The following is a 15,715-nucleotide window of genomic DNA, read 5'->3' as shown; positions in this document are numbered from 1 at the left end:
AAAAGAGAAGCGTTATGACCAAATTTAAAAAGACAGGTACAGCCAAAAGCAATAATAAACCTTTTGCTATTGCGCTAGAGGCTAAGAATAGCTTGGATCAAACATTATCTAAGTTAAATGCGAACCTAAATGGCCTGACAGAGGAAGATGCCAAAGAGCGATTGGAATTATATGGGATCAATCAAGTTGCCCATGAGAAAGCGCCTCCAGCATTAACCCAATTACTGAGTGCATTTAATAATCCCTTTATTTTTGTACTGATGATTTTGGCAATAATCAGTTTCTTCACTGATTATTGGTTGCCATTACAAAGTGGTGAAGAAACCGATTTGGTTGGCGTCATCATTATTGTCACGATGGTTCTGATCAGTGGGCTATTACGTTTCTGGCAAGAGTTTCGCACTAATAAAGCCGCTGAAGCGCTGAAGTCCATGGTCCGTACCACGGCAACTGTGTTACGCCGCAGTAGCCACAGCGCTCAGCCCGCTAAACAGGAAATCGCCATAAAGCAGTTAGTCCCGGGCGATATCATTCTTTTATCCGCTGGCGACATGATCCCTGCCGATTTGCGGTTAATAAAATCCAGAGACCTGTTTATTAGCCAAGCTATTCTGACTGGCGAAGCGATACCCATTGAAAAGTACGATGCGATGGGAAATGTCAGCTCAAAATCAGTTGATGCAGACGGCAGCAGTGAAAGTGAACTGCTTGAGTTGTCCAATATCTGTTTGATGGGAACCAACGTGGCAAGCGGCACGGCAGTGGCGGTGGTGGTTGCCACGGGGGGGCATACTTACTTTGGATCGCTGGCCAAATCGATTGTCGGAAGCCGCGCCCAAACAGCTTTTGACCGTGGTGTTAACAGTGTCAGTTGGCTATTGATTCGCTTTATGTTGGTCATGGTCCCCATCGTATTGCTGATTAATGGCTTTACAAAAGGGGATTGGAGCGAGGCGGCGCTATTTGCATTGGCTGTTGCGGTGGGATTAACCCCTGAAATGTTGCCGATGATCGTTAGCTCTAACTTGGCCAAAGGCGCGATTGCGATGTCGCGGCGTAAAGTTGTGGTTAAACGACTGAATGCTATTCAGAACTTTGGTGCGATGGATGTCTTGTGTACCGATAAAACAGGCACATTAACGCAAGACCGCATTATTCTGGAACACCATTTAGATGCTAATGGCAGTAATGATCAAAAAGTATTGCAACTGGCTTGGTTAAACAGTTACCACCAAAGTGGTATGCGCAATCTCATGGATCAGGCGATTATCAAATTTAGCCGAGGCAAACCTGAGATAGACGCACTGCGCGGTTTCAATAAAGTGGATGAGTTGCCCTTTGATTTCGTTCGTCGTCGCTTGTCGATCGTGGTGAAAGATGAGCAGCAAAATCAGCGCTTGATCTGTAAAGGTGCCGTGGAGGAGATGCTTAGCATCTGTACTCAAGTCCGTGAGGGGAATGAAATATTTCCGTTGGATGATACTCGGCGTGCACAATTATTGGCGTTAGCGACACAGTATAACGAAGACGGTTTTCGTGTCTTGCTGTTGGCAACTCGAGAGTTAGGCACGCAGGCCAGCGAATTGCCGCTGAATATTGCGGATGAGCGTGATCTGGTTGTTCAAGGGCTGCTGACTTTCCTCGATCCACCGAAAGAAAGTGCCGAAGCTGCGATTACCGCATTGCGTGAAAATGGTGTCGCAGTCAAAGTGTTGACGGGTGATAACCCGATTATTACCGCCAAAATTTGCCGTGATGTGGGATTAGAACCCGGTGAGCCGCTGAGTGGACGTGAAATTGAAGGCATGGATGATGAAACGCTGGCGCGAGAAGTTGAATTGCGCACCGTGTTTACCAAACTGACACCTTTACAAAAATCGCGAGTGCTCAAAATGCTGCAAAGTAATGGGCACACGGTGGGGTTCTTGGGCGATGGCATTAATGATGCACCAGCGTTACGCGATGCTGATGTGGGGATCTCGGTTGATACCGGCACCGATATCGCCAAAGAATCGGCAGATATCATTCTGCTAGAAAAGAATCTGATGGTGCTTGAAGAGGGCGTGATCATTGGGCGTGAAACCTTCGGTAATATCATCAAATACCTGAATATGACGGCCAGTTCTAATTTCGGTAATGTGTTCTCGGTTCTCGTTGCCAGCGCATTCATTCCATTCCTGCCGATGTTAGCTATCCACCTCCTGTTACAAAACCTGATGTATGACATTTCCCAGCTTTCATTACCTTGGGACAAAATGGACAAAGAGTTTTTACGTAAACCACGCAAGTGGGATGCTAAAAATATTGGCCGCTTTATGATCTGGATTGGGCCAACATCATCCATTTTTGATATCACCACTTTTGCGCTGATGTGGTTTGTTTTTGCAGCGAACAGTGTCGAACATCAGGCTTTGTTCCAGTCTGGCTGGTTTATTGAAGGGTTGTTATCGCAGACGCTGGTTGTCCATATGTTGCGTACACAAAAGATTCCGTTTATTCAAAGCACCGCTGCATTGCCTGTGTTGCTGACGACAGGGCTCATCATGGCAATCGGTATCTATATACCGTTCTCACCACTGGGCGCATTGGTTGGTTTAGTTCCACTCCCGTGGGAATATTTCCCTTGGTTAGCAGGGACACTGATCAGTTACTGCGTAGTGGCACAACTGATGAAACAATTCTACATCCGCCGTTTCGGTAAGTGGTTCTAATGGTTTGATGAATACGTAATATGAGTCGATAAAAAATCCGGGGCCGATTGGCCCCGGACTGATGATGGCTTGAATACCTATCACTATTCGTTACTGACGCGAATGACTAATTTGCCAAAGTTTTTACCTTCAAGCAGGCCAATAAAGGCTTGTGGGGCGTTCTCTAATCCATCGACCAAATCTTCGCGGAACTTGATTTTTCCCTGATCGACCCATTGCGTCATCTGCTGCAAAAAGTCATCGAAGAGGTGGCCATAATCATCGAAAATGATGAAACCTTGCATCCTAATTCGCTTGCGCAAAATAATACTTTGCAACAATGGCAAACGATCGGGGCCATCGGGTAACTCCGTATCGTTATAGCGAGCAATCAATCCACACACTGGAATGCGTGCACGGGCATTCAACAACGGCAATACTGCGTCAAATACCGCACCACCTACGTTTTCGTAGTAAATATCAATACCTTCCGCGCACGCATTCTTCAACTGTTGCGCAAAATCGGTTGCTCGGTGATCAATACAGGCATCGAAACCTAACTCTTCGACCACATAGCGGCATTTTTCAGCCCCTCCAGCAATCCCAACGACTTTACAGCCTTTCAATTTGCCGATTTGTCCCACGACAGACCCGACGGCTCCACTGGCTGCGGCCACCACCAACGTTTCCCCCGCTTTTGGTTGACCAATGTCCAATAGCCCCATATAGGCAGTGAAGCCGGGCATCCCTAAAACCCCTAACGCGCGTGAAGGATGAGAAAGTTGCGCGCCTAAATGACGGATATCAGAACCATCGGATATCGCATAGTCTTGCCAACCGCTTCGCGCCAGCACCCAATCACCCACCTGAAAATCAGGGTGATTTGATACCTCAACGCGTGACACGGCACCGCCGACCATCACATCGCCAATCTGAACTGGGGCAGCATAGGAAGGGGCGTCGCTCATCCTGCCGCGCATATAGGGATCAAGAGACAAATAACGGGTACGGAGTAATACCTCGCCCGCCTTCGGTTGCACAATAGGTTGAATATCTAACGTGAAGTTCTCGTTGGTTGGCGTTCCGTGAGGACGTGAAGCCAACAGAATACGGCGATTATTCATTTTATCTTGAGGCATCAGATTCCCTTACTGTGAGAGAGCAAAATAGGGGCGCTAAAAAAGTGATTGGAGAAAAGGATAGTTGAACTTCTTAAACTGATATCAGCTAATAGTGCGGTAATGGCGAGATAAAACGATGCTGTCATTGAGACAAGTAATGCCGCGATGTTGAAAGGATGCAGAGGTGAATTAAAGTGGGACGATCAAGACGTCCACTGCGCTGGTGTTAATCAATCGAGATGCTGAACACGTGAATTTGTTTATCAGTTTGGCATTGTGGTTACCACAGATAACTAAATCAATGTGCTGTTGTTGGCAACGGTAAGCCAAGCTCTCGGCAAGCTCACCGTGAATCACGGTTTTACTTTCAATAGGGTAATCAGCATTAACAGCTAACTCCCCCATAAATAACTGCGCTTCTTCTTGTAACACAGACCGCAAGTCACCCAGCATGGGCGCGGCATAGCTACTGTACATTTCTGGTTCGGTGGTGAGCGTGATTAACGAAATATTACCTTGATAGGGGCGGACAATAGAAACCGCTTTATTTACCAATTTTTGGCTATCAGGTGACAACGCGACGGCAACTAATACATTTCGGTATCCCATTTTTTGAATTCTCATTAGCTGTGCTACAGATTAAAGATTAGGGGATCGCACCTTTTAGAAATGGGAGGTTAATCACAATTGCCTGTTACTGACAAAAATACCTTTCATTGCATTGGGTTAAATAATGTACGGGAAGATAAAACAGATTGGAAACTTATGTTTTAAACATTATTTATTAAAATATCTTACATTTTGTTCACAAATCCCTTGCAAAAATGCGGATATGAACCAAAGTTGAAAATGTGCTTGATGAAAATGTATCCGGTTACGTAAAAGTGAAACATGTAGTTACCTTTGTTGCCTTTATCAAGACGAGATATCGAACTTCTTAACGGCAAAATCGTAATTGGTTAATAAATGTTCGGTGAATGATTTTGTCAGCAAGCGCATAAATATTCGTTAAAACAAAATAGTTTCTGAGGTGACTAATAGTCTTACCGAGTAATCTCAGGCGTTTTCAGCGTGTGATGCTAATAATTTCGGGTTATGACAGATTTATGTTCTGCTATTTTGCTTTAGGAATGCATTTGTTCGAATTGATCTAAAAACACTGGGAATTGGGCCTATATCCTTAGTTTTTTAGCTCTTTTCTGACTTCTGGCTATTTTTCGATCATCATGACGGTCAAAAAATGAACAATTTAAATGCAAGGTAGCAGCTTTTTATTTTATTTTTGTGACCTTTGTCACATTACATTTAAAATGAATCACTAGTCACATTGTATGTGCTAATGATTCGGGAGTAGAGTTGGGCCTCTTTAGGAATATTCCTATTATTTTGTAAAAAAAGTTTCATGGCGTGAGGGCATTATTAGAGCAGCGCAAAGTTCAGCTGCCAAACCGACGACATGCTGTTTCAGACCCAAAGCGTATTTTTTTGCAACTTAGCACCAGTAGATTTCAATTACTTTTAGTTTTATGGGTTTTAATTAACTGTATAACGGGAAGGATCCCAGGTCTTGGGTGAAGAATACTATCATCCAACTTATGTGTTAAAACATAATCTGTCGGGATGTATAAAATGAGTACGTCTGAATTACTCAAACATATTTATGATATTAATTTGTCATATTTGCTCTTAGCGCAGCGATTAATTAACGATGAGAAAGCCTCAGCAATGTTTCGCTTAGGTATTACTGACGCCATGGCGGATGCATTATCACAGTTAACATTACCGCAAATGGTTAAATTGGCTGAAACTAACCAATTGGTCTGTCATTTCCGTTTCGGTGATCACAACACTATTCATCATCTGACGAAAGAATCTCGTGTGGATGACTTGCAGCAAATCCACACCGGAATTCTATTGTCTAGCCACTTACTCCACGAACTATCGTCAAAAGACGGTGGCGTGCCTAAGAAAAGAGCATGACAGATGGTTGAGAAAAGTATTGTCCAAGAAGCCAAAGATATTCATTTGGCAATGGAATTAATCACTTTGGGTGCGCGTTTACAGATGCTTGAAAGCGAAACGCAACTCAGTCGGGGTCGCCTAATTAAGCTTTACAAAGAGCTGAGAGGTAGCCCGCCACCGAAAGGTATGCTCCCATTTTCAACTGATTGGTTTATGACTTGGGAACAAAATATTCACTCATCGATGTTTTATAACGCGTACAGCTTCTTGCTAAAAAGCGGGCAATGCACCGGTGTCGAAGCTGTTATTAAGGCCTATCGCCTTTACCTCGAACAGTGTCCTGATCAGGCAGGGATCCCGCCACTACTGGCGTTAACCCGTGCTTGGACTTTAGTTCGATTCGTTGACAGTGGTATGTTGCAGCTCTCGGGTTGCAATTGCTGTGGTGGTGCTTTTATCACCCATGCGCACCAGCCACGAAACAGTTTTGTTTGCAGTCTCTGCCAACCACCTTCCCGCGCAGTAAAAAAACGTAAACTTTCTCCGCAACCTGCCGATATAACTTCACAACTGCTGGATGAGCAGGTTAGACGCGCCGTTTGAGTTTTTTTGATTTGCCTGAATTTTTGGTTACAGCAGCGATATGGATATCGTTCCTGTAGCCAGTTAATGGCAACTCATTGCCCTCAAAAGGTGCAAACACCTCACCTTCCGCCCACACACTTTGCTAAGGATGTCGCGTGTTAGTTATTTTGGGTTATCTCGTGGTCTTGGGTGCGGTTTTCGGTGGCTACATGATTGTTGGTGGTCACCTTGGCGCACTTTATCAGCCAGCCGAGTTTTTAATTATCGGCGGGGCAGGTATTGGCGCATTTATTGTGGGCAACAATGGTAAAGCAATTAAAGCCACAATGAAGGCAATGCCAAAATTGATGCGCCGCTCTAAATATAACAAAGTCCTGTATATGGATTTAATGGCGCTGCTGTATCGCCTATTAGCAAAATCCCGTCAGCAGGGAATGTTGTCGCTGGAGCGGGATATAGAAAATCCACTTGAAAGTGAAATTTTCTCTAATTATCCAAGAATTTTGGCCGATAAGTTATTAGTCGAATTTATTACTGACTATTTGCGGTTAATTGTCAGCGGAAATATGAACGCTTTTGAAATCGAAGCCTTGATGGATGAAGAGATAGAAACCCACGAACAAGAATGCGAAGTGCCCGCGGGTAGCTTGGCGATGGTGGGGGATTCACTTCCGGCCTTCGGTATTGTTGCCGCAGTCATGGGGGTGGTACACGCCTTGGCCTCTGCAGACCGGCCAGCCGCAGAACTTGGGGCGTTAATTGCCCATGCGATGGTAGGGACGTTTTTGGGTATTTTGCTGGCCTATGGCTTTATTTCACCTTTGGCGACCTTATTGCGCCAACAGAGTGCGGAAACCACCAAAATGATGCAGTGCATCAAGGTGACACTGCTTTCCAGCCTGAACGGATATGCACCGCAAATTGCCGTCGAATTTGGTCGTAAAACACTCTACACCACGGAACGTCCATCGTTCATTGAGTTAGAAGAGCATGTGCGCAGAGTGAAAGCGCCAGCACCGCAAGCGACAGAAGAGGACGCATGAAGCATCAGAACCATCCCGTTATTCTGGTCAAAAAGCGTAAAGCCAAACATGGTGGTGGTCATCATGGCGGGTCATGGAAAATCGCTTACGCTGACTTTATGACCGCGATGATGGCCTTCTTTCTGGTGATGTGGTTGCTCTCCGTTTCCAGCCCGCAAGAGCTGACACAAATTGCAGAATACTTTCGCACGCCATTGAAAGTTGCGCTGACCAGCGGCGATAAAAGCAGTTCCAGTACGAGCCCCATTCCGGGTGGGGGCGATGACCCAACCCAACAAGTCGGTGAAGTGCGCAAACACATTGATTCTGAAGAGCGCCGCAAAGAGGAATATCGCCTTAATAAGCTACGGGAAAAGTTGGATCAACTCATCGAGTCTGATCCTCGACTGAGAGCATTACGGCCACATCTGTTGATTAACATGATGGAAGAGGGGCTGAGAATACAGATTATCGATAGCCAAAATCGGCCGATGTTCAAAATGGGGAGCGCACAGGTTGAACCCTATATGCGCGATATTTTACGTGCCATTGCGCCGATCCTAAATGACATCCCGAACAAAATCAGTTTGTCCGGTCATACCGATGACCTGCCTTATGCCAGCGGTGAGCGCGGATACAGTAACTGGGAGTTATCCGCTGATCGTGCCAATGCTTCACGGCGTGAGTTGCTGGCAGGGGGACTGGATGAAGGCAAGGTATTACGTGTGGTCGGCATGGCTTCGACGATGCGCCTCAAGGAACAAGCATCGGATGATCCGGTCAACCGCCGTATCAGTATCTTGGTGCTGAACAAGCAGACTCAACACGATATTGAGCACGAGAATTTGGATAACAAAGCGCTGGATATCGAGAAAGCAGAAAGTTTGAAGCAGGTCGAAACCAGTGGCGTTGTACCCGTCGCACCGGCAGCCGCTGCTGCACCAGCGGCAAAATTGACGGGGCAACCGGCCGCAGCAGGTTCGGCAGTGGCTGGGGCAAGTGTGGCACCGCCATCAGCGACGACAACATCTGCTACGACAGGGCTTGCAACGACAACACCTGATGTACCTGTGAATGCACCGGCTGCGCCAACGGCATCACCAACAGCGTCAGCATCGTCAACGGCAGTCTTGCCAACGACGACACCACAAACACAACAATCGAGTACGGGGAACATTACCCCAGTGGCTACTGGACCAACGACTGCGTTGCCAGCGGCACCTGCAAGTAATGTACCGGTCTCTCCGACAAGCCGCGACGCACAGTAGAGGTGACACCGTGAGCATGGATATTACCGCGTTTTATCAGACGTTTTTTGATGAAGCAGATGAACTACTGGCGGATATGGAACAGCATTTGCTTCTGCTGGATCCATTGGCACCAGACAATGAACAACTCAATGCCATTTTCCGCGCGGCTCATTCCATCAAAGGTGGGGCAGCGACGTTTGGCTTTACGGTATTGCAAGAGACAACCCATCTGTTGGAAAACCTGTTGGACGGTGCCCGCCGCGATGAAATGCGTCTGAGCACTGATATCATCAACCTGTTTTTGGAAACGAAAGATATTATGCAGGAACAGTTGGACGCCTATAAAACCTCGCAAGAACCCAATGCGGAAAGCTTTGAGTATATTTGCCACGCCTTGCGCCAGTTGGCACTTGAAGCATTAGACCAACCTGCCACCGCGAATACGCCTTCAGCGACATCCAGCAGTGAAAGTGCCGCTGTTGTGGAAACCAAGGCCAGTGGTAAATCGCCAGCTTTAGTTCAGGGCGGTATGCGCATTCGCTTATCAGGCTTAAAAGAGCAAGAAGTTCCATTGATGCTCGAAGAGCTGGGCAATCTTGGGGAAGTCCAAGATCCGCATCAAACAATAGATAGCCTTGAAGCCACCTTAATTACTTCCGTCAATGAAGATGATATCAGCGCTGTACTCTGTTTTGTCTTGGAACCTGAGCAGATCAGTTTTGTGCAGGCCGAGTCATCACCAGTGACTGATGATGTTGTTGAGGTGGATGTTGCAGAAGTGGGTGCTGTAGAAGTAAACGTACCTCAAGCTGCCGTTGCACCAATAGTTGAAGTCAAAGCTACACCGAAGGTTGCTGGTGCAGTTACCGCACCGACCAGCTCTGAACACGTGAAGCCGAAAGCGAAAGCCAGTGAATCGACCAGCATTCGCGTCGCCGTTGAAAAGGTTGATCAACTGATTAATTTGGTGGGTGAACTGGTTATTACTCAATCCATGCTTGCACAGCGATCCAGCATCCTCGACCCCGTGATTAACGGTGATTTGCTCAATAGCATGGGGCAGTTGGAACGTAACGCGCGAGACTTGCAAGAGTCGGTCATGTCTATCCGCATGATGCCGATGGAGTATGTCTTCAGCCGTTTCCCGCGCTTGGTTCGTGACTTGGCCAGCAAACTGAATAAGCAGGTTGAACTGACGTTACTGGGCAGCTCGACCGAACTGGATAAAAGCCTGATCGAGCGCATTATCGACCCATTAACGCACTTGGTGCGTAACAGTCTCGATCACGGCATTGAAGATGCGCAAACCCGTGTCGCGGCAGGGAAACAACCGGTTGGTAATCTGACGCTGTCAGCAGAACATCAGGGCGGCAATATTTGCATCGAAGTGCTCGATGATGGCGCGGGTCTGAATCGGCAGAAGATCTTGGCGAAAGCGCAGTCGCAAGGAATGGCCGTTAACGAACACATGAGCGATGAAGATGTCGGGATGCTGATTTTTGCACCGGGTTTTTCCACCGCTGAGCAAGTGACGGATGTCTCTGGGCGTGGCGTTGGCATGGACGTGGTGAAGCGAAATATTCAGGAAATGGGCGGCCATGTGCAAGTCAGTTTCCAGGCGGGTAAAGGGACATCAATCCGTATTTTGCTGCCATTGACGTTGGCTATTCTTGATGGCATGTCCGTCAAAGTCAGTGATGAAGTCTTTATTTTGCCGCTCAATGCGGTGATGGAGTCACTGCAACCGTTGGCAGAAGATTTACACCCACTGGCGGGTGGAGAACGTGTGTTACAAGTGCGCGGTGAGTATCTACCGTTGGTGGAACTGTATCGGGTATTTGATGTTGAAAATGCAAAAACCGAAGCCACTCAAGGCATTGTTGTGATTCTGCAAAGTGCTGGTCGTCGTTATGCACTGTTGGTCGATCAACTGATTGGTCAGCATCAAGTGGTGGTGAAAAATCTAGAAAGTAACTATCGCAAGGTGCCCGGCATTTCAGCCGCGACCATTTTGGGTGATGGTAGCGTCGCATTAATTGTTGATGTATCTGCTTTGCAGGCCCTAAATCGGGAAAAGCGCGTGACGGTTGAAAGTACTGTTGCTGCTTAATGGATGTCCCGATAGGACGCCTGTATTAAATCCGTATGAAAACAGGTGCAGGGCTGTGAAGGAAGTTTCCAGCCCTGAAAAAAAACATAAATTCAACCTACTGATTAAAGGGTAAAAAACATGGCAGGACTAGCAACCGTCACGAAGCTGGCTGGCGAAACGGTAGGACAAGAGTTCCTGATTTTTACGCTGGGCGATGAAGAGTACGGCATTGATATTTTGAAAGTGCAAGAGATCCGGGGTTACGACCAGGTGACTCGTATTGCGAACACGCCTGCATTTATTAAAGGTGTGACTAACTTGCGTGGCGTGATTGTGCCGATTATTGACCTGCGGGTTAAATTTGCGCAGAAGGGCGTAAGTTATAACGAAAATACCGTGGTGATCGTGTTGAATCTGGATCATCGCGTCGTGGGTATTGTGGTTGATGGCGTGTCTGATGTGTTGTCATTGACCAATGAGCAAATCCGTCCAGCACCTGAGTTTGCGGTGACGTTAGCGACGGAGTATCTCACTGGGTTAGGTTCTTTGGGTGAGAGAATGTTGATTTTGGTTGATATTGAGAAGTTGTTGAGTAGTGAGGAGATGTCGTTGATTGATGCGGTGGTTAAGGGGTAAAGTTTTGGGTTGGTGATCGGTTCGGTTGCTATCACTTCAGTGTTCACCCTGGCTCTGATGCCTCAACCGCCAATGGGGTCACAAGCGCGTGACCCCATTGGAGCCCCTGCGCTTGCGCACGTATCGCTTGCCTGCTTCGCAGGTGATTCTGGTTGTTTTGTTTGGTGTTTAGTGTTTGGTGTTTGGTGTTTGGTGTTTGGTTCGGTTGACATGAGTTAGGCGTTCACTTTGGCTCTGATGCCTCAACCGCCAATGGGGTCACAAGCGCGTGACCCCCTTGGAGCCCCCGCGCTTGCGCACGTATCGCTTGCCTGCTTCGCAGGTTCCCTCACTCATCGTTTCGGCTGACGGACCGCCGTGATTCGCTCCTGCTCAAGCACGGCTCGCTCGGCATCCATGCCTCGCGTCCTACCTTCTCTCTTCATTCGGCAGCTCAAATGTGCTTTAAACATCAAGGTCAAAACCAAGGGTCTTGACGTTGAGCGCAATCAGGAATATTGCCGACAAAGATTGCAGGCCGAATGAGCCGCATGGACGCGGCGAAAGGGGCTGTCGAGCTGGGAGCGAGTCAGCGCCGGTTCGATAAGCCGGCAAGCTGTAGGAGGTTTACCCGCAGGGCAATATTTCGCGCAAAGGCGCGGGTGTTGGGCCGCCGCCCTGCGGCCCGACTCGGTTGAGGCTACAAGGGTAAAGTAGCCACAGAACGCCTATCAACCGAAACCAGATCCGATTCTCAACCGAAACCAGACCCAATCCTCATCCGTGCGAAAAAAAATAATCCCCCCTCTCCAGTAAAGTTCCCCCCCTTAATGCCGATAACACATTTAATTAGGCGTCTTGTGATTTGGCGTACCCGTATTTTGACATACCTATGTTTTGACGTACTTATGAAGGGACAACATGTTTAAGCGTATGAAAGTGGTCACCAGCCTGCTGCTGGTGTTAGTGCTATTTGGTGCCTTACAGCTGGTTTCCAGCGGGCTTTTCTTCAACTCCCTGAAAAATGACAAAGAAAACTTCGAAGTTTTGCAAGTTATCCGTCAGCAACAATCAGTGTTGAACGAGAGCTGGGTAAATCTGCTGCAAACACGTAATACACTGAACCGCGCCGGCATCCGCTACATGATGGATGTTAACCACACCGGCAGTGGTCCAACGGTCAATGATCTGTTGGCTTCCGCAAAAGGGACTCTGGGTGTGGCAGCCGACCGTTTTAAAAACTATGAGCAAATTCCGCAAGATAGCCAACAAAGTGCAGAATCGGCGAAAAAATTAAAACAAACCTATGACCAATATTTTGGTGCGTTGACTGAGCTTATCCAATTGATGGAAGCCGGCAAAATCAATGAATTCTTCGATCAGCCGACCTCAAGCTTCCAAAATGCGTTCGAGCAAGATTACAACACCTACCTGACACAGAATGACCGTTTGTATGCCTCCGCAGTGGAAGATAGCAACCAGTCCTTCAGTTTTGCGATGGGTGTGATTGTGACGGTGCTGATTGCCGTGTTAGCCGTCATTATCATTGTGTGGCTGGGGATGCAGCACATCTTAATTAACCCGCTGAAACATTTGATTGAGCACATCAAACATATCGCCAACGGGGATTTAACTCAGACCATTGAGGTGCATAGCCGCAATGAAATGGGCACCTTGGCCGCCAGTTTGAAACACATGCAAACTGAGTTGGCGACGACCGTCAATGACGTCCGTTTAGGGGCTGATGCCATTTACAGCGGCGCTTCTGAAATCGCTGCGGGTAACAATGATCTGTCTGCTCGTACCGAAGAGCAAGCGGCATCGCTGGAAGAGACCGCAGCTAGCATGGAACAGCTAACGGCGACCGTGAAACAGAATGCGGAAAATGCCCGTCAGGCTAGCCAATTGGCATTGAGTGCCTCAGAAACTGCACAAAAAGGCGGGAAAGTCGTCGCGAATGTGGTGCAAACCATGCATGAGATCGCCGGTAGTTCGCAGAAAATTGCAGACATTACCAGTGTTATCGACGGCATTGCCTTCCAAACCAATATTCTGGCATTGAATGCTGCTGTTGAAGCAGCCCGTGCGGGTGAGCAAGGTCGCGGTTTTGCCGTAGTCGCCGGTGAAGTGCGTAACTTGGCACAACGCAGTGCGCAAGCCGCAAAAGAAATTAAAGGCTTAATTGAAGACTCCGTTAGCCGTGTCGATATGGGTTCAGTACTGGTCGAAAGCGCCGGTGAAACCATGGGCGATATCGTTAATGCGGTCACTCGCGTCACCGACATCATGGGCGAAATCGCTTCCGCCTCGGATGAACAAAGTCGCGGCATTGATCAAGTGGGTCAGGCGGTTACTGAAATGGACCGTGTGACGCAACAAAACGCCTCTTTGGTGGAAGAGTCAGCCTCTGCCGCCGCCGCACTGGAAGAGCAAGCCAGCATGTTAACCCAATCCATGTCGGTATTTGTTCTCCGTATGGAGAGTGCAAGTAACACCAAAAATGTCAAAAAAACCAAGCAACCGACGCAGGAATTGAGCGGCTCTGCGAAAAAAACACTGGGAAGTGACCTGCAAGATAACTGGGAAACTTTCTAGATAAAACCCTACAACCCTTCATCGCTGAAATGGACGGGCTGTGACCTGCTAATTCAATGATGCTGGGTAGATAAAATAAATAAAGCCGGCCAACGAGCCGGCTGAGAAGAGGTTACGATGTTTAGCCGAATCCGGATTTCTACCAGCTTTTTCCTGTTATTGATCTTAATTTGCACGATCCAATTAATTTCGAGTGGTCTGTCATTCACGGCTTTTCGCTCAGATTACCAAAACTTAAATCGTGTGGATCTCAGTAGTCAGCAACGGGATGCGTTAAGCCTCAGTTGGGTATCCTTACTTCAAGCGCGTAATACCTTAAACCGAGCGGGGACTCGTTCGGCTCTCAAAGTTCCTCAGGAGCAAGTTAATGCATTAATGGGCAATGCACGTAGCTCATTGCAGAAAGCGGATCTTTATTTCAATCAATTTTTGGCAGTACCACGGCTGGATGAAAGTGATACCGGCGGTGAATTACTGGAAGCGACCAAAAACAGTTATCAGAATCTACGCGTCTCGCTACGGCAGTTAATCGATTTTCTGGAGGCCGGTAATTTACAAGCGTTTATGGACCAGCCAACACAGAAAACACAAGATTTATTCGAAGCGGATTTCTTGCAGTACTTGCAATACGCCAATGAAGTGATTGCAGAAGCGGGCACGGAGAATCAGCAGGCTTATCATCTCTCGATGTGGATATTTGGTGGCGCAATTTTGATGGTGATCGCGATGGCGATTTCGTCACTTATCTGGCTGCGAACCATGTTTGTTAACCCACTGAAGATCATGCGCTCTCACTTTGACCGCATCGCACAGGGCGATTTATCGGGTCAAATTGATGTGTCTGGCCGCAACGAAATTAGTCAGATGTTTGCCAGTTTACGCACCATGCAGCACTCACTTATCACCACGGTGAGCCACGTTCGTGACGGTACGCAATCCATGTTGACGGGCATTCAAGAAATTTCGGCTGGCAACAATGATTTGTCGGCGAGAACTGAACAGCAAGCCGCTTCATTGGAGCAAACGGCCGCCAGTATGGAGCAACTGACCGCGACGGTGAAACAGAACGCGGATAACGCGCGTCAAGCCACGCAACTGGCGCAAAATGCCTCGGGTACGGCGGCAAAAGGGGGCGAGTTAGCGGGCAGTGTTGTCACCACCATGCATGCTATCGAAACCAGTTCGAAGAAGATTGGTGCCATCATCAGTGTGATTGATGGTATTGCCTTCCAGACCAACATACTGGCACTAAATGCCGCGGTTGAAGCGGCACGAGCGGGCGAACAGGGGCGTGGTTTTGCCGTTGTTGCGGGTGAAGTTCGCAATTTAGCCCAGCGCAGTGCGCAAGCAGCAAAAGAAATTAAAGTGTTGATCGAAGAATCGGTCAGCCGTGTGAGCCAGGGGTCCACTCTGGTCGAAAATGCGGGGACTACCATGGAAGAGATCGTTCGCTCAGTGACTCGGGTTACCGACATTATGGGTGAAATCGCTTCCGCTTCGGATGAACAGAGCCGAGGAATTGAGCAGGTTTCACTCGCGGTAACACAAATGGATCAGGTCACTCAGCAAAACGCCGCATTAGTGGAAGAGGCTGCGGCTGCGGCTAACGCATTGGAAGAGCAGGCAAGTTTGCTCTCCCATGCAGTGTCTGTTTTTCGTTTGGAGCAGGATAGCGACGACGGGGAGGGGCACGCAGCAGTGAGCAGTGGTAAGCAACCAGTTGTGAAGGAAATCCCAGATTGTCAAACGGCGTAACGAAGACGGTATTGTGGGGTGAAACTGG

General features: G+C 47.9%; 11 protein-coding genes. 9 read left to right on the top strand and 2 right to left on the bottom strand.

The window, feature by feature from the left end; all coding sequences use genetic code 11:
* Nucleotides 1–14: 14 nt before the first annotated feature.
* Complete coding sequence (gene mgtA / locus BN68_RS06680; protein ID WP_019210390.1) at nucleotides 15–2,711, top strand: magnesium-translocating P-type ATPase; 2,697 nt, start codon at nucleotides 15–17, stop codon at nucleotides 2,709–2,711.
* 83 nt (nucleotides 2,712–2,794) lie between these two features.
* Here mgtA and BN68_RS06675 read toward each other — a convergent pair whose 3' ends face one another.
* Nucleotides 2,795–3,829 (bottom strand): NADP-dependent oxidoreductase, encoded by a 1,035-nt coding sequence (locus tag BN68_RS06675; RefSeq protein ID WP_019210389.1) that lies wholly within the window; start codon nucleotides 3,827–3,829, stop codon nucleotides 2,795–2,797.
* A 171-nt stretch (nucleotides 3,830–4,000) separates the two neighbouring features.
* Nucleotides 4,001–4,420, bottom strand: coding sequence for a universal stress protein UspC (gene uspC / locus BN68_RS06670; RefSeq protein WP_019210388.1), 420 nt, complete (start codon nucleotides 4,418–4,420; stop codon nucleotides 4,001–4,003).
* Between the two features lie 1,020 nt (nucleotides 4,421–5,440).
* On the opposite strand from uspC, the gene flhD reads away from it, so the two are divergent.
* The 8 genes from flhD (at nucleotide 5,441) to BN68_RS06625 (ending at nucleotide 15,687) form a co-directional block, all read left to right on the top strand.
* A complete protein-coding gene (gene flhD, locus BN68_RS06665; RefSeq protein ID WP_019210387.1) occupies nucleotides 5,441–5,791 on the top strand; it encodes a flagellar transcriptional regulator FlhD in 351 nt (116 codons plus the stop codon).
* Nucleotides 5,792–5,794: 3 nt separating this feature from the next.
* Nucleotides 5,795–6,376, top strand: a complete 582-nt coding sequence (gene flhC / locus BN68_RS06660) for a flagellar transcriptional regulator FlhC (protein WP_019210386.1) — start codon at nucleotides 5,795–5,797, stop codon at nucleotides 6,374–6,376.
* A 137-nt stretch (nucleotides 6,377–6,513) separates the two neighbouring features.
* The gene (motA, locus tag BN68_RS06655; protein WP_019210385.1) at nucleotides 6,514–7,401 is read left to right on the top strand and encodes a flagellar motor stator protein MotA; all 888 of its coding nucleotides are present in this window, start codon (nucleotides 6,514–6,516) and stop codon (nucleotides 7,399–7,401) included.
* Nucleotides 7,398–8,648, top strand: a complete 1,251-nt coding sequence (gene motB, locus BN68_RS06650) for a flagellar motor protein MotB (protein WP_019210384.1) — start codon at nucleotides 7,398–7,400, stop codon at nucleotides 8,646–8,648. The genes motA and motB overlap by 4 nt, the downstream gene beginning before the upstream one ends.
* A 16-nt stretch (nucleotides 8,649–8,664) precedes the next feature.
* Nucleotides 8,665–10,740 (top strand): chemotaxis protein CheA, encoded by a 2,076-nt coding sequence (gene cheA, locus BN68_RS06645; RefSeq protein WP_019210383.1) that lies wholly within the window; start codon nucleotides 8,665–8,667, stop codon nucleotides 10,738–10,740.
* 120 nt (nucleotides 10,741–10,860) lie between these two features.
* Nucleotides 10,861–11,358 (top strand): chemotaxis protein CheW, encoded by a 498-nt coding sequence (cheW, locus tag BN68_RS06640; protein WP_019210382.1) that lies wholly within the window; start codon nucleotides 10,861–10,863, stop codon nucleotides 11,356–11,358.
* A gap of 900 nt (nucleotides 11,359–12,258) precedes the next feature.
* Nucleotides 12,259–13,932, top strand: a complete 1,674-nt coding sequence (locus tag BN68_RS06630) for a methyl-accepting chemotaxis protein (RefSeq protein ID WP_019210380.1) — start codon at nucleotides 12,259–12,261, stop codon at nucleotides 13,930–13,932.
* Nucleotides 13,933–14,049: 117 nt separating this feature from the next.
* On the top strand, nucleotides 14,050–15,687 hold the full coding sequence (locus BN68_RS06625) for a methyl-accepting chemotaxis protein (protein WP_019210379.1): 1,638 nt from the start codon (nucleotides 14,050–14,052) through the stop codon (nucleotides 15,685–15,687).
* The last annotated feature ends 28 nt before the right edge of the window (nucleotides 15,688–15,715 follow it).

This window comes from Yersinia massiliensis CCUG 53443, from assembly GCF_000312485.1.
GTDB lineage: Bacteria > Pseudomonadota > Gammaproteobacteria > Enterobacterales > Enterobacteriaceae > Yersinia > Yersinia massiliensis.
The sequence above is the reverse complement of the archived record's forward strand: the minus strand, read 5'-3'. Positions and strand labels throughout refer to the sequence as shown.

What these genes read in the sequence shown, in the direction of transcription:
- BN68_RS06675 (WP_019210389.1), bottom strand. Translation starts at nt 3,829, where the DNA reads ATGCCTCAAGATAAAATGAATAATCGCCGTATTCTGTTGGCTTCACGT.
- flhD (WP_019210387.1), top strand. Translation starts at nt 5,441, where the DNA reads ATGAGTACGTCTGAATTACTCAAACATATTTATGATATTAATTTGTCA.
- BN68_RS06625 (WP_019210379.1), top strand. Translation starts at nt 14,050, where the DNA reads ATGTTTAGCCGAATCCGGATTTCTACCAGCTTTTTCCTGTTATTGATC.
- cheW (WP_019210382.1), top strand. Translation starts at nt 10,861, where the DNA reads ATGGCAGGACTAGCAACCGTCACGAAGCTGGCTGGCGAAACGGTAGGA.
- BN68_RS06630 (WP_019210380.1), top strand. Translation starts at nt 12,259, where the DNA reads ATGTTTAAGCGTATGAAAGTGGTCACCAGCCTGCTGCTGGTGTTAGTG.
- mgtA (WP_019210390.1), top strand. Translation starts at nt 15, where the DNA reads ATGACCAAATTTAAAAAGACAGGTACAGCCAAAAGCAATAATAAACCT.
- uspC (WP_019210388.1), bottom strand. Translation starts at nt 4,420, where the DNA reads ATGGGATACCGAAATGTATTAGTTGCCGTCGCGTTGTCACCTGATAGC.
- motB (WP_019210384.1), top strand. Translation starts at nt 7,398, where the DNA reads ATGAAGCATCAGAACCATCCCGTTATTCTGGTCAAAAAGCGTAAAGCC.
- flhC (WP_019210386.1), top strand. Translation starts at nt 5,795, where the DNA reads ATGGTTGAGAAAAGTATTGTCCAAGAAGCCAAAGATATTCATTTGGCA.
- cheA (WP_019210383.1), top strand. Translation starts at nt 8,665, where the DNA reads ATGGATATTACCGCGTTTTATCAGACGTTTTTTGATGAAGCAGATGAA.